The following is a 19,337-nucleotide window of genomic DNA, read 5'->3' as shown; positions in this document are numbered from 1 at the left end:
CCCGTGAACCCGCACTGGCAGAAGTCGTCGTACTGCTCCGAAGGAGCTTCCTGCATACACATAGCCGCCACCCCCACCGCCATCCACCTCACCGAGTCCGCCGACCCCACCGGCGCGATACTCACCACCACCCACGCCGCCTTCGCCACCCTCCTCGCCACCCTCAAGCGGCAACCCGCCCCCGACGGCCACGACGAGCCCAGCCCCGTCTACGTCCGCTCCGCGACCACCGTCGTCACCACCGACCGCCGCAAGTGGAACGCCTTCGTACTCGGCGTACAGGCAGGCGAGTTCGACCACTTCATGACGGAAGCGGACAGAGCCTAGAGCCCATGGATTGATCCGATCCAGCGCAGCAATGACGCGACGCGTACGTACACTCCGACATCGTCGATACGGCAACTCGGCCCCCAGCTCACCAGCCCCACCACCGCCGCACGGGCTCCGACGACGAGGACCGGACTGCCCGAATCTCCCGTGCAGGTGTTTCTTGTAGCGGTGGTATCCGGCACCGCACAGAGCTGATATTCCGGATGCGGGGTCAGTCCGAGACCGCGTTGCACGTCCGAGCATCGTCGCTGCGGCACGAACCGGAGGGGAACAGACGAGCGTCGGCAGGGTGCCACGCCGCCGTAGCCATTGCGTCCCCAGCCGACGGCGATTCCCCGAGCAGGGGTCGCGTCGCGCCCGGAGGGCAGCCCGGCAGGCGCGGTCCGCACCCTTCGCGCAAGGACCAGAAGGGCTGCGTCGGCGGTGCCGTTCGTAGTGCGGGGCGCCAGGACGGTGCGGACGACGTGCACGCGCCGGCCTTGGATGGGGGCTCCACGGCAGAGGTTGTCGGCTCCGATGACCGCGTCGACCGAGCCGGGACGGCGCACGCGGACACAGTGGGCGGCGGTGAGGACGAGATCGTCCGCGATGAGTACGCCGCCGCAGAACTGACCACCGAAGAGGCTGTCACGGGGTGACGAGGCGTTAACCAATGCCACGACGGCATCCTGCGGAGCCGTCTCGCTCGGGTTGCTGACGGGAGGCACCGAGCCTCCCGTCAGCAACCCGACCACGAGAATCACCCAAGCCGCGAGGCGCAGGTACCTCAGCACGCCGCCTTCTTCGTCTGGACGACGAGGCTGGTGATGTTGTGCCATCGGTATTGCTTGCCACCGACGTGGTAATCGACGATCACGCCGGTCATACGTACCTTTGTACTGCCGGTCACGCGAACCGCCACCACCAGGTTGTGCGTGCGCGCCGTGTCCGACGTGGTGTCCGGCTGCGGAGCGATCGTCATCCCGACGGCAGGGCGTCGAGAGTCCCACGCGGACTCCAGCCCGTCGAGGAAAGACTTCCTCGGCGGGTAGTGGTTGTCGTACCCGACGAAGTTGTTCCGGGTGGGCAGAACCACTGCGTCGACCAGTCGCAGTCCCTTCGGTTCAAGCAGAGCGACTTTGTCGACGACCACGTCCTTGTGACCGTAGTTGTGGAGCTCGTCCCCTCCGAAGGTCAGCGTCGCGCCCTGTTTGGCCGGCATGCACATCTGGGCCGATCCCGCCTTCTCCCAGTCCGGCCCGTCCAAGGGACCGCTGGCCGCCCTGGCCGATGATGCCGAGCAGCCGACGACGGTGCTCAGCGCGACGGTCAGGGCTAGGACGAACAGGTGTTTCTTCGAGAGCACTGGTGACGGCATACCGATCATCCTGGAAATCCGCTGCTGGTGTGTGCCGCGACGAAGTTGTACGGGTGGCTGCCCCCCGGAGCGCCTCCCGTACCGCAGATGTAGCGGTCCGCCTTGAACGAGTACACCACCGTCGCATCCGTGGAATAACCGGTCTCGGCCGAGAGGTTGATCCCGACGGCATCTCCCAGACTGGCGCCATCCGTCCACGTGATGGCCTTCGACGTGGTCCGGGTGAATTTCCCGCCATTGAGGTATTTCGCGCAATGGGTCGCCTTGGGAATGTATGCGCGGGTCACGTTCTCGCCACCGTAGTAGCCCTTGGCCCGGACTTCGTAGTAGTCCCGCTCGTTGTACTTACTGTAACTGCAGTGGATGTGGTACTTGGCGTAGCTGAACTCGGTCTTGTAATACGCGCCGCGATGGTTGCCGTAGGACGGGTACTCGTTGGTGATGGTGGTCGACTTGGCGTTGGTCCCGCTCTGCTCGAAACTGCCGTATGCCCCGGAGCCCGATACACCGACGCCGAGTGTGCTGGACGCACCCCTTCCGTACGTCAAGGTGTGGGACACACCTGTCGTGGCACTGTACGTCTGACCGATGATGACCCATTTCGGTCCCAGGTTCTTCCACAGCTGGCTGCTGCACCCCTTGGTCACACCCGCGTCGTAGTCAGCCTCGGAATCGTTGGGGTCCGCGCTGTCGGGACTGTCCGAGAGCGACTCCGGTGCGTCGTCGGTGCCGTCGGTGGCCGAGGTGGAATCGGTTTCGCTCGTCGACGAACTCGACAGAGCGGACAGGGCAAGCGTGGCAGCCACCGGAGCGGTGTCGGAACTCGCAATCTCCGTTGCGGCGTCCGAACTCGCGTAGGTGTCGACAGTTGAACCCGCGGCGGTGACGGCACTCAGATAGGCCGTGCCAGTGGATGAATCCGAGGCGCTGACGAGCTTGCGCGGGAAGTTGAAATTCGCCTGGGTCGAGCCTGAATAGGCAACCGTTTCGAAGTTGACGAGTCCGCCGGTATCGGCCTCCGGCGCGACCGAGGAGAGGTCACCGATCCTCAGTGAGTAGTTCCCGGAGCCGTCGGACACCGCCTTTGCCACCGGCTGGAGCTTCACCGAGTCGCCTTCCTGCATTGCGGCCTCGGTGTCGTTGTCGGGCCAGGCGTACAGCACGACATCCGCGTCGGTAACCGGTGAGCCCGATGAGTCGGTTACCGTGCCGCTGCTCACCACGGGGGTGCTCAGCGCCGCGGAGTCCGTGATGCCGGCCAGATCGATGTCCTCGTAGGTGACGGTGAGGTGCGGCGCGTAGTCACTGTCGCCGCCGTCGTAGTTGGCCGAGCGATACCGCCGCCACGTCAGCGGGTCGGTCTCGTCGGCCGCGCGCAGTTGCAGACCGTAGTTGGGAGCGCCGTCGGCCCACGCCTGCACGATCGCGTCGATGTCCCAGTGGCTGTATGCGGCGGGGCAGGACGAGGAGTATCCGTGGGCTCCGCTGTTCACAACCTCGCCCGCGCTGGTGACCGACGGCAGGTCCGACCAGCTGATGGCCGTGGAGTCCCAGTCAGAAGTCACGCGGCGGACTCGGACACCCGAACCGGAGGTGGAGCATGTGGACGAGTAGTACGAGTACAAGGACAGGTCGGTGTCCACGATGTGCTCGCCTGCAAAGGCCGAACTGTCGAACTTCAGGTAGGCCCGCGCCCGGTGCGTACCGTCGTCGTAGGTTCCGACCCGTAGCTCCGTCGAGGAGCGCTGGGAGTCGGTGTAGTTCGGGGTCTCCAGCCAGGTGTCGGTCGTGACGGCCAGCGTTGTCGTCGGATCGATGGTCAACGGGTACGTGATGTCCGGCGAGTCCAGGAAGGCCTGGTCCGGGGTGAGGACGAGGACCTGACCGTCGGCCGTGTCCTCGATCGCCGAGTCCACCTTCATGTCGTGCTCCGGAAGTCCGGAGGCTTCGTCGACCGTGGAGTCCCACATGTGCGGGGCGGGAGCATCGGCGACCGTCGCGCCGGACGAGGCCTTGAGCAGGAGGTGGCCGTTCTCGTCCTGGGAGACCTTGAGACCGCCAGAGGTGCTCAACGGGATGCGGATCGTGACCGGTTCGGAGGGCCGATGGTCCAGGACGACCTGCTCGGAGAAGCCTGTCGGCAGCGCCGTCACGACAAGGTCACCGCCCGCCACCGCGCCGTCATAGGTGGCGGTGTTCCCGTCCAGGGTGGGCGCGGGCAGTCCACTGCCCACGGACAGTGCCAACTTCATTGATCCGTCGGAAACTTGAGCGAACGGTCCGGTCCCGCCGTCGGAGAAGCTCAGGTCGGCCGCCGCCGCCCCCGGGGTGACGTCCTCTCCGGTGTCCGCCAGCGTGGTGTCCACAGGAGTCCAGGATCCGTCCTGCTTGACCCGGATCGGGCTGTCGAACACCTCGGTCGTCAGCGTTCCGTCGGGGTTGGCCCACGAGGTGGAGTCTTCCGTCCGCTCCCCGGTGATCTCGACCCGCTCTCCGCCCTGCGCCGCAGCCGCCAGAGCAGTTGACCGGTCCGGCTCGGCGGACGGGACGGCAGCCGAGGCGTCGTCGGCGACGGACACGGTCGCGACCGCGCCCCCTCCGGAGGCCAGAAGAGCAAACCCCACTGCCAGCACGGTGAGCCTCGGTACGGTCCGGCCTCTGACGCGTCTCAACCTTGAGCGCCGTCTGAGCGACAGCGCGTTCCTGCGTGCGAACACAGTGATCCCCCCTCATGGGATGCGAGCTCAAACGCCCGCCAGCGCCCTTCTGCAGGGCGATGAGCCGCCATGATTGGGCTCTTCGCATGTTCACTACAAGCGCTTACTTTCGACACAACCGGTGACTTTGTCGAGAGTTTGCCAAGGCCTGGAGCCGTACGCCACCCACCGGAGCACCAGCCCGCGCGTCACAACGCGAGGGCGACTCCACGGCTGAGGAATGCGCTTTCGGCGCTCCCCGGAGCTCAGAACGTCGTGGTCATCCCCCCGTCCACCGCGATCGTCTGCCCCGTGATGAAGGACGCCGCGTCGCTCGCCAGGAAGACGACGATGCCCGCGATCTCCGGCGGGCGCCCCCACCGCCCCAGTGCCGTCCGGGTCCGCAGCCACCTGCCCCACTCCGGGTCCTCGGCCAGCTCCGCGTTGACCTCCGTGGCGAAGGTGCCCGGGGCCACCGAGTTGACCGTCGTGCCGCTGGGGCCCAGGTCGGCCGCGAGCGCCCGGGTCAGGCCGTCGAGGCCCGCCTTCGCCGTGGCGTAGGCGACGTCGCCGATGCGGCCGAGCTGGCCGACGACGGACGAGACGTTGATGATGCGGCCCGGCGTGCCCCGCGCGGCCAGCCCCCGGGCGACCGTCTGGCTCAGCGCGTACGCCGACGTCAGGTGGACGTCGAGCAGCGCGGACAGCTCGTCCGGGGGCATCTCCTCGACGCCCCTGCGGTCGCGGTGGCCCACATTGTTGACAAGGATGTCGATCGCGCCGAGGGCGGTCACCGCCTCCTCGGCCGCCTCGCGGTCGGTGACGTCGAAGGCGGCGCCCGTCACGTCCAGGCCGTCGCCGTCACGCAGGCCCGCCGCCACCTGCTCCAGCGTCGCCGCGTCCCGGCCGTTGAGGACCACCCGGGCGCCGGCGCCCGCCAGCCCCCGCGCCATCTCCAGGCCCAGCCCCCGCGCGGAGCCGGTCACCAGGGCCGTACGCCCGTCGAGCGTGAAGTCCACGGCGCCGCCGCTCATCCGGCCACCTCCCGGAGAACCGTCGTATCCGTCGTATCCGCTCACCGTATCCGGGGGCCGCGACGGGTCCGCCGGGCGTCCAGTAACTGGGCGGTCACACGAATCCGACGATCACACGGCCCCCACTCCGAGCTCCCAGGTCACCCCGGTCATCTCCTCCGACAGCGTCCACAGCCTGCGGGCCGCCGCCGGGTCGCTCGCCGCCGCGCTGCGGCCGACAAGGGTAGGTGCCCCCCGCATCTCGCCCATGCCGTCCGGGCCGACATAGCTCGCGCCCGGCAGGTCCTGGGTCGCCGCGTACAGCGTGGGCAGGGTGCCCGCGCGGTCGTCCTGGGCGACGAGGCGGTTGCCGAGCCGCATGCCGAGGCGGGCCAGCGGGTTGGCGTGGTGGCTCTGGAGGTTGGTGGCCGCGTAACCCGGGTGGGCGGCGAATGCACGGACGCGGGAGCCGGCCTCCGTCAGGCGGCGCTGGAGTTCCAGCACGAAGAGCAGGTTCGCCAGCTTGGACTGGGCGTAGGCGCGGCTCGGGTTGTAGTTGCCCTTCAGGTTCACGTTGTCGAAGTGGATCACTCCGTCGCCGCCCCGGTGCAGACCCGAGGAGACCGTCACCACGCGGTCCGTGACATACGGCAGCAGCAGGTTCGTCAGCGCGAAGTGGCCCAGGTGGTTGGTGCCGAACTGCATCTCGAAGCCGTCCTTGGTGCGCAGCTCCGGGAGCATCATCACGCCCGCGTTGTTGATCAGGAGGTCCAGCGGCCGGTCCCAGCCCGCGGCGAACTCCCGTACCGAGGACAGGTCGGCCAGGTCCAGGCGGCGGACCTCGGTGCTGCCGTTCACCCTGGCCGCGGCCGCCCGCCCGCGCTCCGGGTCCCGTACCGCGAGCACCACATGCGCACCCGCCCGGGCCAGCGCGTCCGCGGCAGTGAAGCCGAGTCCGCTGTTGGCGCCGGTGACCACGGCCGTACGGCCGGAGAGACCGGGGAGGTCGGAAGCGTTCCATTTGCCATTCTTCTCAGCCATGCCCGCCAATGTAGACGTCGACAACAATGATGTCAACGACAACAAAGGTGGCAGCGACCACAAAGCTGACAGCGACTACATCGGGATACGATGGCCCCCATGTCGCAAAGCCGCCCCTACCACCACGGAGACCTGCGCGCCGCCCTGCTCGCCAGCGCCGAGCGCACCCTGCGCGAGAGGGGCACCGCCGCCCTGTCCCTGCGCGAACTGGCCCGCGACATCGGGGTGAGCCATGCCGCCCCCGGCCGGCACTTCAAGGACAAGCAGGCCCTGCTGGACGCGCTCACCCTCAGCGGGTTCGAGCGCCTGAACCAGGCCCTGGCCTCGGCGAACCTCCCGGACACCGCCCTCGAACCGCGCATGGCCGCACTCGCCCGCGCCTACGTCACCTTCGCCGTCGACAACCCCGCGCTGCTGGAGCTGATGTACTCCCGCAAGCACGACCCGGACATCGGCACCGAACTCGCCGCCTCCGCCGAGCTCTCCCTGGGCTCCTTCGTCCAGCTGGTCGCCGACGCCCAGCAGCGCGGCGAGATCGTCCAGGGCGACCCGGAGGGCATCACCCTCGTGGCGGCGGCCGGCGTCCACGGCCTGGCCGCGCTGGCCACCAACGGCACCCTCCGGCCGGACGCGGTGCTGGCCGGCCTGGACCGGCACATCCATCTCATCCTGCACGGCCTCAAGCCCCGCTGATCCGGGCGCGGTTGGGGCCTCCCGAAAGCTCGGTACGCCCCGATCAACGCGCATTGAGCCCCGCCCCGAACGGGCTTCAGGTCAACCGAACCCCAACTTCCGGCCATCTGGCCCCCAATGATCAGTAAGCCCTTCCCGCCCTTCGGTAACGCGGAAGTCAGGATTCCGAAACCCACCTTGTTGTCGCGTACCCAACAAGGGGATGGTTCGTCGCGGGCCGCCGCCCCCACCGGCAACCACACCGGTGGTCCCCCACCCGCAGGCCTCTGTCCCAACCTCTCCCAGGAGGCTGTACGTTGCGTACGTCCACCCCCAACTCCCCCCACATACGCGGCAGATGGCGCCAGCTCGGTTCGGCTGCCGCCGCCACCGCCGCGCTCCTCGTGGCCGGCTTCGGCACCGCGGCCCACGCCAGCGCGGCGACCGCGACCACCACGGCCCACAAGGTCAGCGCCAAGGCCATCGCCACCCAGGTCGCCAAGGCCCACGTCCAGTACGAGAAGGCCGGCTGCGGCGCCACCCCGAAGAAGGGCTACGCCGCCTGCAACGCCCTGCGGGTCACCGGCGGCACCACCGCCTTCATGGAGAAGCAGGCCGCCCTCAAGGGCATCGCGCCGAAGACCGTCAAGCCGAACGCCGCCTCCGACTCCCCCACCGGATACGGCCCCTCGGACATCCAGTCCGCCTACGGCCTGACGGACGCCGCCGCCTCCAACGGCTCGGGCGAGACGGTCGCCATCGTCGACGCGTACGACGACCCGAACGCCGAGGCGGACCTCGCCACCTACCGCTCGTACTACGGCCTGTCCGACTGCACGACCGACAACGGCTGCTTCAAGAAGGTCTCCCAGACCGGCTCCACCACCTCGCTCCCCTCCGCCGACAGCGGCTGGGCCGGCGAGGAGTCGCTCGACCTCGACATGGTCAGCGCGACCTGCCCGAACTGCAACATCCTGCTCGTCGAGGCCAAGTCGGCCTCCGACGCCAACCTGGGCACCGCGGTGAACGAGGCCGTCAAGCTGGGCGCCAAGTTCGTCTCGAACAGCTACGGCGGCTCCGAGTCGTCCTCGGACACGTCGTACGACACCTCGTACTACAAGCACGCGGGCGTGGCCATCACCGCGAGCGCCGGTGACGAGGGCTACGGCGCCGAGTACCCGGCCGCCTCCCGCTACGTGACCGCCGTCGGCGGCACCGCCCTCAAGACCGCCTCCAACAGCCGCGGCTGGACCGAGTCGGTGTGGAAGACCAGCTCGACCGAGGGCACCGGCTCCGGCTGCTCCGCCTACGACGCCAAGCCCACCTGGCAGACCGACACGAGCTGCTCGAAGCGCATGATCGCCGACGTCTCCGCGGTCGCCGACCCGGCCACCGGTGTCTCCGTCTACGACAGCTACGGCTCCGACGGCACCGGCTGGAACACCTACGGCGGCACCAGCGCCTCCTCGCCGCTCATCGCCTCGGTCTACGCCCTGGCCGGCACCCCGGGCAGCAGCGACTACCCGGCCGAGTACCCGTACGCGGCGGCCGGCACCTCGGCCCTCAACGACGTGACGAGCGGCAACAACGGCACCTGCTCCACCTCGTACTACTGCACCGCCAGGTCGGGCTACGACGGCCCGACCGGCTGGGGCACCCCCGAGGGGACCACCGCCTTCACCGGCTGAGCCCTTCACAGATTGACCTCCCCGTCGGGTCACGGGGAGCCGCCACCGTGAGGGGGACGTGGGGTCCCCTCGGCGGCAGGGAAAGAGAGACGGGCCACGGCATCCGGCCGTGGCCCGTTTTTCATGTCCTTGGCAACTCCGGTGAAATGCCTGTGAGTTGAGTCAAGTGCCCGCCACCCACAAGACAACGGACGGCCATCGAAGGGTCACGCGAAGGCCTCGTTCGGCAATGCGGAAGTCAGGATTCCAGCAGCCTCTTGTTGTCGCGTACTCAACAAAGGATTCTCTTCGCGGGCCGCCGCCCTGCCGCCGGGGAACCCGTACCGACGGCAAACGCACCAGATCGCACCCGCACCGCCCCTGTTCCAACCCCAGTTCCGGAACTCAGGAGGCTGCACGTATGCGTTCCACTCCCCCCAACAGACCGTCCGCACGCGCCGGCTGGCGCCGCATCGGCGCCGCCGCAGCGGCCACGGCCTCGCTGGTCTTCGCCGGCTTCGGCACGGCCGTCCAGGCCGACGCGGCACCCACCGCGTCCAGCAAGGTGACCTACGTCTCGACCCCCTGTGCCACCCCCAAGCACACGGGTGACCTCACCTGCAAGTCCTACCGCGTCACCGGCGGTCTCACCGCCTTCCAGAAGATGCAGGCCGCGAGGACCGGCATCACCCCCAAGGCGGCCGACGCGTCGACCCCCTCCGGCTACAGCCCGACCAACCTCCGGTCGGCCTACGGCCTGACCTCCGCCGCCGCCTCCAACGGCTCCGGCGAGACCATCGCGATCGTCGACGCGTACAACGACCCGAACGCCGAGGCGGACCTCGCCACCTACCGCTCGTACTACGGCCTGTCGGCCTGCACGACGGCCAACGGCTGCTTCAAGAAGGTCAGCCAGACCGGCTCGACGACCTCGCTGCCCTCGTCCGACGCCGGCTGGTCCGAGGAGATCTCCCTCGACCTCGACATGGCCTCCGCGATCTGCCCGCTGTGCAACATCACGCTCGTCGAGGCCACCAGCGCCAGCTACGCCAACCTCGGCACCGCGGAGAACGAGGCCGTCGCGCTCGGCGCCAAGTTCGTCTCCAACAGCTACGGCGGCTCCGAGTCCTCCTCCCAGACCACGTACGACACCTCGTACTACAACCACGCCGGTGTCGCCATCACCGTCTCCTCCGGTGACAGCGCCTACGGCGCCGAGTACCCGGCGACCTCCCGGTACGTCACCGCGGTCGGCGGCACCAAGCTGTCCACCTCCTCCACCACCCGCGGCTGGACCGAGACCGTCTGGAAGACGTCCAGCACCGAAGGCACCGGCTCCGGCTGCTCCTCCTACGACGCCAAGCCCAGCTGGCAGACCGACACCGGCTGCACCAAGCGCATGGAGTCCGACGTCTCCGCCGTCGCCGACCCGGCCACCGGCGTCTCCGTCTACGACTCCTACGGCGTCACCGCCGGCTGGTACACCTTCGGCGGCACCAGCGTCTCCGCGCCGATCATCGCCGGCGTCTACGCCCTCGCCGGCACCCCGGCCAGCGGCACCTACCCCGCCCAGTACCCGTACGACTACGCGGGCACCTCGTCCCTCAACGACGTGACGAGCGGCAACAACGGCACCTGCTCCACCTCGTACTTCTGCACCGCCGCGACCGGCTACGACGGCCCGACCGGCTGGGGCACCCCCGAGGGCATCTCCGCCTTCGCCAACTAGTACCGGCTCCTCCCCCCGACGGGTCGCGGCAACCAGCCGCGGCCCGTTCGTCATGAGAACATCAAGACGGTGGCATTCACCCGACTGGCCGTCAAAAACCCCGCCAGGTCGTAAAAGGGGTCAACGACGGAACCACACGACAGGTTCCGCCCAGGCCTCATTGCCCGGCGTGACCTGCCGTGATACACAGAGTGACCGTACGATCCCTTCGTACGAAACCCGCCAATCAATGACGTCAAGTCGACATACTCCGGCGACGTTGTCGGCGAGAATGATGTGTGACCTCTGCACCCGGCAGGGGCGGACAGAACTACCCACCAGGGGCGGTGACTTACATGTTCCTTGCAGCCGACAAGGGTGACATCAACACCATCATCGGCGGAATCGCTCCGGACTGGGGCCCCTTCGGCAGCCTGGGCAACGAGGCGAAGACGATGATCCAGGTGGTCATGGCCGTCGCCATCCTGCTCTGCCTCGGCATCGCCGTCTGGGGCGCCGCCAAACAGCGCATCGGCGCCACGGCCCTCCGGGACACCTTCAGCGCCGAACAGGGCAAGGGCCTCATCATCGCCGGACTCACCGGAGTCTTCATCATCGGCTCACTCGGCACCCTGTTCACCATCGTGTACGGCATGGCCGTCTAGCCAATCTGCACCTCCCTTTCCCCCGCTCCGAGGTTGCGTTTCCCTGATGTCGAGTCACCACACCGCGCCCGCGCGGGAACCAGCACGGCTACCGTCGTACTGCTACGCGTTCCGGTACGACGTGGAGGGGGAGTACCCGGCATGAGCCTCGGAGACGAGCCCGGCTACCCGGAGACCGGCCACACCCGCACCCGCCTCCCCGACGACCCCTACGGCGGCGCCCGCCGCGGCGGCCGCTCCTCCTCCCGGAGCCTGGTCACGGTCGTCGGCGTGGTCGTCCTCCTGATCGCAGCGATCGCCTTCGCGAACAGAGGCGACGGCAACGGCTCGTCGACCACGACGGCCAACACGGGCGGAAACGGCAGCGGAAACCAGCCGACGACCTCATCGACGGCGGCGAGCGGCACGAAACCCGTACAGACGAAGAGCGGCGGCATCCCGAGCGGGTTCGCACACGACGCGCAGGGGGCGCAGAGCGCGGCCGCCAACTACGCGGTGACGCTGGGCTCGACGGGCATGTACAGCAAGGTCGACCGGCACCGCATCGTCAGCAGCCTCTACACGTCGGCCGCGGCGAGCAGACTCCAGGGCGCCATGGACACGGCCTACTCGACGAGCTTCCTCGGCAAACTGGGCCTCGACGCCAACGGCAACCCGCCGAAGGGCAGCACCTTCGTGTCCCGCACGGTCCCGGTGGGCACCGAGGTCACCTCGTCAAGCGACAGCGCTGCCGTCGTCGCCGTCTGGTGCAACAGCCTGTCCGGCATCGCAGGCAACAGCTCCACCACCCCCGTGACCAGCAACTGGTTCACCGTCACCATGACGCTGAACTGGAGCGGTGGCGACTGGAAGATCCTCGAATCCCGCCAGGAGTCCGGGCCGACCCCGGTCACCGGCGACGACACCGTGTCCGGATCCGACGCGATCAGCAAGGCGATCCAGGAGTTCGGAGGGTTCACCTATGCTCGCTAGCCAGCACCGTGTGCTCAAACTCACCGGCCTGGTGGCCACGGTACAGACAGCCGCCGTGCTGCTGGCCGCGAACGCCTTCGCCGCGCCCTCGCCCTCGCCGTCACCCTCCAGCAGCGTGGACTGCTCGCTGATCGCTCCCCCGTCCAGGGGAATGTGCGACGGCAGCAAGAGCGGCGGCGGCAGCAGCTCCACCACCGACCCCCTCACCTCCACCCTCGACCCCCTCTCCTCCCTCGCCCAGGGCTGTGCCAAGGCCGCCTCCTGGACCGTCGGCAAGCTCAGTGACGCCGTCAAGGAGACCGCCAACGTCGACTTCACCAACGAGAAGTTCCTCCAGCAGTACGCCGTCGTCTTCGCCGCGTCGACGATCCTGACCCTCCTGCTCTGGCTGCTGGCCGTGGCCAAGCGCGCGGTGCGAGGCGTCCCCCTCACGACCGCCATCTCCGAAGCCATCGGGTTCCTCTGGCTCACCGTGCTGGCCTCCGCCTTCACCCCCCTGATCCTCTACACGGTGGTCTCGGCGACCGACGGCGTCACCGACGTCCTCGCCAAGACCACCGGCGACCAGACCGACACGTTCTTCGGCACATTCTCCGCCGCCCTCAGCAAGGGCGACGACATCGGCGGCGGCCCGATCATGCTGATCGTCGCCTCCCTGGTCAGCATCCTCGCCGCCGGCGTCCTCTGGCTGGAGCTCGTCATCAGGGCCGCCCTGCTCTACGTCGGCGCCCTCCTCGGCACCGTCGTCTACGCCGGCCTCGTCGACAAGAACCTCTGGGGCCACGTCCGCCGCTGGGCCGGCATCATGATCGCCGTCATCCTCGTCAAACCGGTCATCGTGATCGTGCTCGGCCTCGCCGGCGCCCTGTCCTCCGACGGCGGCCCCGACGCCTTCTCCGCCGTCGTCTCCGGCCTCGCCATCATCCTGCTCGCCATCTTCGCCAGCGCGATGATCTACCGCTTCGTCCCCGGCTTCGGCGACGAGATCGCGGGCGGCCGCAACAACCGCATCATGCAGGGCGCCGAAGGCAAGGCCGCCGCCGTCATCAGCAGCCCCGCCAACCTCGTCGCCCAGGGCATCAGGACGCACAGCGCCCGCGCCGACAACAACGGCGGCGGAGGTGGTGGTTCCGGCTCCTCCGGTGCCCGCCCGTCCAACCCCGCCTCGGGCGGCGTCGCCGCGCACAGCACGCGCACCTCGAACGGTGGTGGCGGCGGAACTGTCCCCTCCGCCGCACCCGCACCCCGCGCGCCCAGCCCGATGAACACCCCGCACGCCGGCAACACCCGCAACAACAGCTCGGGAGGTGAAGGGCGTTGACGACAGAGTCCCACCTGTCCCATCCGATCACGCCCCGCCGTACGTATCTCATCGGCCGCGCCCGGCCGAACGCGATCATCGGCAGGAACCGTGAGTCCGGCGAGATCGCGCTGATCATCGCGGGCGCGTTCCTCGGCATGATGTGCGGGCTCCTCGTCCCGGTCCTCTCCCTGCGGATCGTCCTGCTGATGGGCTTCCCGCTGATCGCACTGGCCGCGGTCTACGTGCCGTACAAGCGCCGAACGTTCTACAAGTGGTACGAGATCAACCGCAGTTACAAACGGAGCCTGCGCCAGGGCACCGTCTACCGGTCCACCGCCGCCGAGGCCGGCACCCGCATCGACGGCCGCGAGGTCGAGATCGGCCCCCCGCCCGGCATCGGCCGCATCAGCTGGCTCGCCGCGCCCTTCGGCCCCGACGAGATCGCCGTACTCCTGCACGCTGACCGGAAGACGGTCACGGCCGCCATCGAGATCGAGGGCCCCGGCGTCGGCCTGCGCGACTCCGAGGACCAGGAAGCCCTCGTCGACCGCTTCGGCACCCTCCTCAAGCACGTGGCGAACGGCGACGGCTTCGTCACCCGCCTCCAGATGCTCGCCCGCACCCTCCCCGCCGACCCCGACGCCCACGCCAAGGACGTCGCCCAGCGCGGCGACGACAGGGCCCCGGACTGGCTGTCCCGCTCCTACGACCAGCTCCAGTCCATGGTCTCCACCAGCAGCGAGCAGCACCGCGCGTACCTCGTCGCCTGCATGCACTACTCCCGCGAACTCGCCGCCGAGGCCCAGGCGATGGCCCGCGCCGCCCGCCCCCAGGCCGGCCGCAAACTGGACCGCGACGCCGGTCTCGCGGTCGTCATGGCCCGCGAGCTCACCGACATCTGCTCGCGCCTGCAGGAGGCGGACATCCGCGTCCGCCAGCCCCTCGGCCAGGGCCGGCTCGCCTCCCTCATCCACTCCATGTACGACCCGGACCACCCCATCGACCACCTCCAGGCGATGACCCAGCGCAACGCCTGGCCGGCCGAACTGGACGCCATGGAGCCCACGTTCCTCCAGGCGAAGACCCGTGAGTCCAGCACCCGCGAGCCCTGGTGCCACGCCACGGCCTGGGTGAAGGAATGGCCGATGACCCCGGTCGGCGTCAACTTCCTGGCGCCCCTGCTCGTCCACACCCCGGACGTCATCCGCACGGTCGCCGTGACGATGGACCTCGAACCCACCGAGGTCGCCATCGAGCGCATGCTGACCGAGAAGACCAACGACGAGGCGGAGGCGAGCCGCGCCGCCAAGATGAACCGGACCGTCGACCCCCGCGACATCGCCGCCCACAACCGCCTCGACCAGCGCGGCGAGGACCTGGCCAGCGGCGCGGCCGGCGTCAACCTGGTCGGCTACATCACCGTGTCCTCCCGTACCCCGGAGGCCCTCAACCGCGACAAGCGCACGATAAGGGCGTCCGCCGGAAAGTCGTACCTGAAGCTGGAGTGGTGCGACCGTGAGCACCACCGCGCCTTCGTGAACACACTGCCCTTCGCCACCGGAATCCGAAGGTAGAGGCTGATGCGCTGATGAGGGACCCGCTGTCCGTCCTCACCGAAGCCTTCACGTCCTTCCTCTTCGGGAAGGTCGAGACGACCCGCTCCCCGGTCCGCACCTCCACCGGCCAGGCCCAGGCGGTCTACCTCCCCACGGCCGCGCCCGGCCTCGGCGACTCGGGCGTCATCATCGGCCGCGAGGTGTACTCCGGCAAGGGCTACATCTACGACCCCTTCCAGCTCTACGGCCAGCAACTCCCCGCCCCGCACTGGCTGGTCCTCGGCGAGTCCGGCAACGGCAAGTCGGCCCTGGAGAAGACCTACGTCCTACGGCAGCTGCGCTTCCGCGACCGCCAGGTCGTCGTCCTGGACGCGCAGGGCGAGGACGGCGTCGGCGAGTGGAACCTCATCGCGGAAGAGCTGGGGATAACGCCGATCCGGCTCGACCCGATGGCGGCCCTGGACCACGGCATCCGGCTCAACCCCCTGGACCCGTCGATCACGACGACGGGCCAGCTGGCGCTGCTGAGGACCATCATCGAAGTCGCGATGGGCCACGGCCTGGACGAGCGCTCCGGCTTCGCCCTCAAGGTCGCCCACTCCTACGTCAACGAGACGATCCTCGACCGCCAGCCGGTCCTGACCGACATCGTCGAGCAGCTACGGCACCCCGAGCCGGAGTCGGCCGAGGCGATGAACGTCGCCATAGACGACGTCCGGGCGTGGGGCCTGGACGTCGCCCTGGTCCTGGACCGCCTGGTCGACGGTGACCTGCGGGGCATGTTCGACGGCCCGACCACGGTCGGCATCGACCTCGACGCCCCGCTCATCGTCTTCGACCTCTCCCACATCGACCGCAACTCCATCGCCATGCCGATCCTGATGGCGATCGTCGGCGTGTGGCTGGAGCACACCTGGATCCGCCCGGACCGCAAGAAGCGCATCTTCCTGGTGGAAGAGGCCTGGCACATCATCGCCAGCCCGTTCGTGGCCCAGCTGTTCCAGCGGCTGCTGAAGTTCGGCCGACGGCTCGGTCTGTCGTTCGTGGCGGTGGTGCACCACCTGTCCGACGTCGTGGACGGTGCGGCGGCGAAGGAGGCGGCGGCCATCCTGAAGATGGCGTCGACGAGGACGGTCTACGCGCAGAAGGCGGACGAGGCGCGGGCGACGGGCCGGGTGCTGGGCCTCCCCCGCTGGGCGGTCGAGATCATCCCGACGCTCACCCCCGGCATCGCGGTCTGGGACGTCAACGGCAACGTCCAGGTGGTCAAACACCTGGTCACGGAGACAGAACGCCCGCTCGTCTTCACGGACCGCGCGATGACCGAGTCGTCCAGCGACCTACTGAACCCGGACGACGCCCTGATCGCCGCCGAGCTGGAGGCGGAACAGCGGGCGGCGGCCTTCGTGGAGCAGCATCTCGGCGACTCCGAATCGACGGTGGCGTAGGGAGGACCGTTCGTGAGACCGGACCCTCGGCAGGAGCGCGAGCAGCAGGGCGGCGGGATTCCCGACGGCCTGCTGATCGGCATACTCGGGTTCCTGCTCGGCATCACGATCCTGGTGTGGACGGCGACGGGACTGGCCGCCTGGTTCGCCCACGGCAACTGGCCGTCGACGGTCGACCTCTCCCACACCCCGCTCGCGATGCGCCACCTCATCGGCGCCCCGCACGACATCACGGGCGCCTGGCCGGACACACCGGCGGCCCAGCTGCCGGGCTGGGGGCTGTTCTGGGGCCTGTTCATCGGCCAGCTGATGGTCCTGGTCGTCCTCACCGTGTTCGTGCTGGGAACGGTGGCCCGCTGGCGGGCCGGGAGAAGAAGACGGGCGGCTACGGCGAAGGGCCGAAGCACGGCCGCCGCGGTACCGGAGCCCCGCACCGAGCCGGAAACCGTCCGGGAGGCCACTCGCCCGATGGAGCCGGCGATGCCGACGGCCCCCGAGGCGCCAACGGTCCCGGTGATCCCGGCGACCCCGACGGCCGGCGCAGACCACCCCCTCGAGGGCATCCGTCCCTCCAGCAACGGTGACCGGCCGGGCGCATGGACCAAAATCCACATCGCACCGCGGGAGAGCCGGCAGGCGACCGCGATCCAGGCCATACAGGACGCACCCGGCCCCGCCCTCGTCGTCACCTCGAACGCCACCCTCTGGTCGGAGACCAAGGACGCCAGAGCCAAACTCGGCCCCGTCCTCCTCTACGACCCGAACCACCTCTGCGACACCCCCGCCCGCTTCCACTGGTCCCCCACGGCCCACTGCGAGGACAAGCACACCGCGATCCAGCGCGCCCAGGCCCTCCTCACCCCGGTCAAGCCGACCGCGAAGATCGACCAGACCGTCACGGACACCGCCGAGACCCTCCTCCGCAGCTACCTCCACGCAGCCGCCCTGGAGAACCGCACGATCCGCCACGTCCACCGCTGGGCACAGGGCACCGGCATCCAGGACGCCGTACGCACCCTCCGCACCCACCCGAAGGCCGCCCCCGGCTCCGCCGGCGAGCTGGAAGCCGCCCTCACGTCCCACCCCGAACGCCGGGACATCGCCCAGGAGCTGACGGCCAGAGCGCTCGCCGCCCTCTTCACGGTCAACATCCGCGAGGCCTGCACACCCAACCGATCCGATGCCCTCGCCCTGGATTCCTTCATCGATGAAGGGGGCACGCTTTATGTGGTCGGTGAATCCATCGAGGACCCCAGGACCAACCCCGGCGCGATGCCCCTCCTGACGGCCCTCGCCTCCAGCGTGGTCGAGCGCGGCCGGCGCATGGCCGAACGGTCATCCTCCGGTCGGCTCGACCCACCACTGACCCTGGTCCTGGACGACGTGGCGGCCGTGGCGCCGCTCCCCCAGCTCCCCGACCTCCTGGCCGGCGGCACCGACCAGGGCCTGCCGGCCCTCGCCCTGCTCCGCTCCCACGAACAGGCCCGCTCCCGCTGGCCGCACCGGGAACTGCCGGCCTAGGCCGGCCACTCCAGAACGAACTCGACCTCGGTCTCGGCCTCGTCCTTGAAGAACGGCACGAGCACCCCGCTCGGCACGAAACCCGCCTTGCGGTACGCCCCCTGGGCCCGCGGGTTCTCCGCGTGCACCAGCAGCCTCACCCGCTCGGCGCCCCGCTCCCGCGCCCACTCCGCACCGGCGTCGAACAACGCCTTCACCAGCCCGCTCCCCCGGTGCTCGGGCCGTACAAACACCCCGACGACATGCCCCTGCCGCCGCTCGACCGGAAACCCGGCCCAGTCCGTGGTCCCGGCCTCCTCGATCAGCACGGTCACGGTCCCGGCCCACTCCCCGTCCGCCGCCACCGCGACGAACTGCCGTGCATCGCTGGGCTCGGCGGCCGAACGCGCGGCCCGCTCCTGATAGAAGGAGTCCGGCCGCTCCAGGGCCTCGTCATGGGTCTCCAGGAACGCGATGTCCGCCACCGGGTCCCGCAACGCGACGAGCCGCAACCGCTTGGCGGCCGCCCACTCGTCGGCCCGTATCGCGCGAATCACGTAATCACCGCTGGTCGTAGCACTCATGCGGTCACGCTAACCCCCACCGGCCACCTCACTCACCTCGTTTACGACGCCCTGTCCACGACGCTGACGCCGGACCTGTTGTCAGTGCCCCGGTCTACGGTGGGCGTCATGACGACTCTTCCGAACCGTCCGAACACCGCCCTGCTGATCGTGGACGTGCAGAACGGGGTGGTGGACAGCTCCCACAACCGCGACGAGGTCATCGCCAATATCAACACCCTGCTCGCCAAGGCCCGTTCCGAGGCGGTCCCCGTGGTCTGGATCCAGCACTCCAGCGACGAGCTGAAGCCGGACAGCGCCCCATGGCAGTACGTCCCGGAGCTGACCCGCGAAGCGACCGAGCCCCTCATCCACAAACGCTACGGAGACTCCTTCGAGGACACCGAACTGGAGTCCGTCCTCGCCGAACGGGGCGTGGGCCGCGTGGTCGTGACCGGCGGCCAGACCGACGCCTGCATCCGCTCCACCCTGCACGGCGCGATGGTCCGCGGTTACGACGCGACACTGGTCGGCGACGCCCACACCACGGAGGACCTCACCGAGTACGGCGCGCCGGCCCCCGAACTGGTCATCTCGCACACGAACCTCTACTGGAGCTGGCAGGAGGCCCCGGGCCGAAAGGGCGGCACGGTCGAAACAGCGGACGTCATTTTCTGAATAACGCAGAAAACCCCCGCATCGATGATGCGGGGGTTTTCTCAATACTTGTTCGGCGGTGTCCTACTCTCCCACAGGGTCCCCCCTGCAGTACCATCGGCGCTGTAAGGCTTAGCTTCCGGGTTCGGAATGTAACCGGGCGTTTCCCTCACGCTATGACCACCGAAA

17 protein-coding genes and 1 rRNA gene are annotated in these 19,337 nt (G+C 69.1%); 11 read left to right on the top strand and 7 right to left on the bottom strand.

The features are described from left to right. Nucleotides 1-3 precede the first annotated feature (3 nt). Nucleotides 4-327 (top strand): DUF397 domain-containing protein, encoded by a 324-nt coding sequence (locus tag KVT45_RS10360; protein ID WP_217546227.1) that lies wholly within the window; start codon nucleotides 4-6, stop codon nucleotides 325-327. Here KVT45_RS10360 and KVT45_RS10355 read toward each other — a convergent pair. From KVT45_RS10355 to KVT45_RS10335, 5 genes are all read right to left on the bottom strand, one after another. Beyond that, a complete protein-coding gene (locus KVT45_RS10355; protein WP_217546226.1) occupies nucleotides 324-1,103 on the bottom strand; it encodes a trypsin-like serine protease in 780 nt (259 codons plus the stop codon). The genes KVT45_RS10360 and KVT45_RS10355 overlap by 4 nt on opposite strands. Then, nucleotides 1,097-1,696, bottom strand: a complete 600-nt coding sequence (locus tag KVT45_RS10350; RefSeq protein WP_217546225.1) for a hypothetical protein — start codon at nucleotides 1,694-1,696, stop codon at nucleotides 1,097-1,099. Before KVT45_RS10350 ends, KVT45_RS10355 begins: the two co-directional genes overlap by 7 nt. Beyond that, entirely contained in the window at nucleotides 1,693-4,311 is a 2,619-nt protein-coding gene (locus tag KVT45_RS10345; protein WP_217546224.1) for a DNRLRE domain-containing protein, read from the bottom strand. Before KVT45_RS10345 ends, KVT45_RS10350 begins: the two co-directional genes overlap by 4 nt. 338 nt (nucleotides 4,312-4,649) lie before the next feature. Next, entirely contained in the window at nucleotides 4,650-5,417 is a 768-nt protein-coding gene (locus tag KVT45_RS10340; protein ID WP_217546223.1) for an SDR family oxidoreductase, read from the bottom strand. A 111-nt stretch (nucleotides 5,418-5,528) separates the two neighbouring features. After that, the gene (locus KVT45_RS10335) at nucleotides 5,529-6,437 is read right to left on the bottom strand and encodes an oxidoreductase (RefSeq protein ID WP_217546222.1); all 909 of its coding nucleotides are present in this window, start codon (nucleotides 6,435-6,437) and stop codon (nucleotides 5,529-5,531) included. A 90-nt stretch (nucleotides 6,438-6,527) separates the two neighbouring features. Here KVT45_RS10335 and KVT45_RS10330 point away from each other — a divergent pair, with 90 nt between their 5' ends. From KVT45_RS10330 to KVT45_RS10290, 9 genes are all read left to right on the top strand, one after another. Then, complete coding sequence (locus tag KVT45_RS10330; RefSeq protein WP_217546221.1) at nucleotides 6,528-7,130, top strand: TetR/AcrR family transcriptional regulator; 603 nt, start codon at nucleotides 6,528-6,530, stop codon at nucleotides 7,128-7,130. Between the two features lie 296 nt (nucleotides 7,131-7,426). After that, complete coding sequence (locus KVT45_RS10325; RefSeq protein ID WP_217546220.1) at nucleotides 7,427-8,797, top strand: S53 family peptidase; 1,371 nt, start codon at nucleotides 7,427-7,429, stop codon at nucleotides 8,795-8,797. A 400-nt stretch (nucleotides 8,798-9,197) separates the two neighbouring features. Beyond that, nucleotides 9,198-10,505, top strand: coding sequence for a S53 family peptidase (locus KVT45_RS10320; RefSeq protein ID WP_217546219.1), 1,308 nt, complete (start codon nucleotides 9,198-9,200; stop codon nucleotides 10,503-10,505). A gap of 335 nt (nucleotides 10,506-10,840) precedes the next feature. Continuing rightward, nucleotides 10,841-11,149 carry a hypothetical protein gene (locus KVT45_RS10315; RefSeq protein ID WP_089101683.1) on the top strand — a complete coding sequence of 103 codons (309 nt, stop codon included), beginning with the start codon at nucleotides 10,841-10,843 and terminating at the stop codon, nucleotides 11,147-11,149. 141 nt (nucleotides 11,150-11,290) lie between these two features. Next, nucleotides 11,291-12,121: a hypothetical protein gene (locus KVT45_RS10310; protein ID WP_217546218.1), complete on the top strand. Its 831-nt coding sequence runs from the start codon at nucleotides 11,291-11,293 to the stop codon at nucleotides 12,119-12,121. After that, nucleotides 12,111-13,442, top strand: coding sequence for a hypothetical protein (locus KVT45_RS10305; protein WP_217546217.1), 1,332 nt, complete (start codon nucleotides 12,111-12,113; stop codon nucleotides 13,440-13,442). The genes KVT45_RS10310 and KVT45_RS10305 overlap by 11 nt, the downstream gene beginning before the upstream one ends. Further along, a complete protein-coding gene (locus KVT45_RS10300; RefSeq protein ID WP_217546216.1) occupies nucleotides 13,439-14,998 on the top strand; it encodes an SCO6880 family protein in 1,560 nt (519 codons plus the stop codon). Before KVT45_RS10305 ends, KVT45_RS10300 begins: the two co-directional genes overlap by 4 nt. A gap of 14 nt (nucleotides 14,999-15,012) precedes the next feature. Further along, nucleotides 15,013-16,428, top strand: coding sequence for an ATP-binding protein (locus KVT45_RS10295; protein ID WP_217546215.1), 1,416 nt, complete (start codon nucleotides 15,013-15,015; stop codon nucleotides 16,426-16,428). A 12-nt stretch (nucleotides 16,429-16,440) separates the two neighbouring features. Then, complete coding sequence (locus KVT45_RS10290; protein WP_217546214.1) at nucleotides 16,441-17,949, top strand: type IV secretory system conjugative DNA transfer family protein; 1,509 nt, start codon at nucleotides 16,441-16,443, stop codon at nucleotides 17,947-17,949. Here KVT45_RS10290 and KVT45_RS10285 read toward each other — a convergent pair. After that, a complete protein-coding gene (locus tag KVT45_RS10285; protein WP_217546213.1) occupies nucleotides 17,946-18,512 on the bottom strand; it encodes a GNAT family N-acetyltransferase in 567 nt (188 codons plus the stop codon). The genes KVT45_RS10290 and KVT45_RS10285 overlap by 4 nt on opposite strands. A gap of 108 nt (nucleotides 18,513-18,620) precedes the next feature. Between KVT45_RS10285 and KVT45_RS10280 the strand changes: the two genes are divergently transcribed. Beyond that, entirely contained in the window at nucleotides 18,621-19,169 is a 549-nt protein-coding gene (locus KVT45_RS10280) for an isochorismatase family protein (RefSeq protein ID WP_217546212.1), read from the top strand. 50 nt (nucleotides 19,170-19,219) lie between these two features. Here the strand turns inward: KVT45_RS10280 and rrf are convergent. Further along, nucleotides 19,220-19,336: ribosomal RNA gene (gene rrf, locus KVT45_RS10275) — 5S ribosomal RNA — on the bottom strand. Nucleotide 19,337 lies beyond the last annotated feature (1 nt).

Source organism: Streptomyces sp. GbtcB6 (assembly GCF_019091475.1).
In the GTDB taxonomy this organism is placed as follows: Bacteria; Actinomycetota; Actinomycetes; order Streptomycetales; family Streptomycetaceae; genus Streptomyces; species Streptomyces hyaluromycini.
Note: the sequence above shows the minus strand (reverse complement) of the source record. Positions and strands in the feature narration are given on the sequence as shown.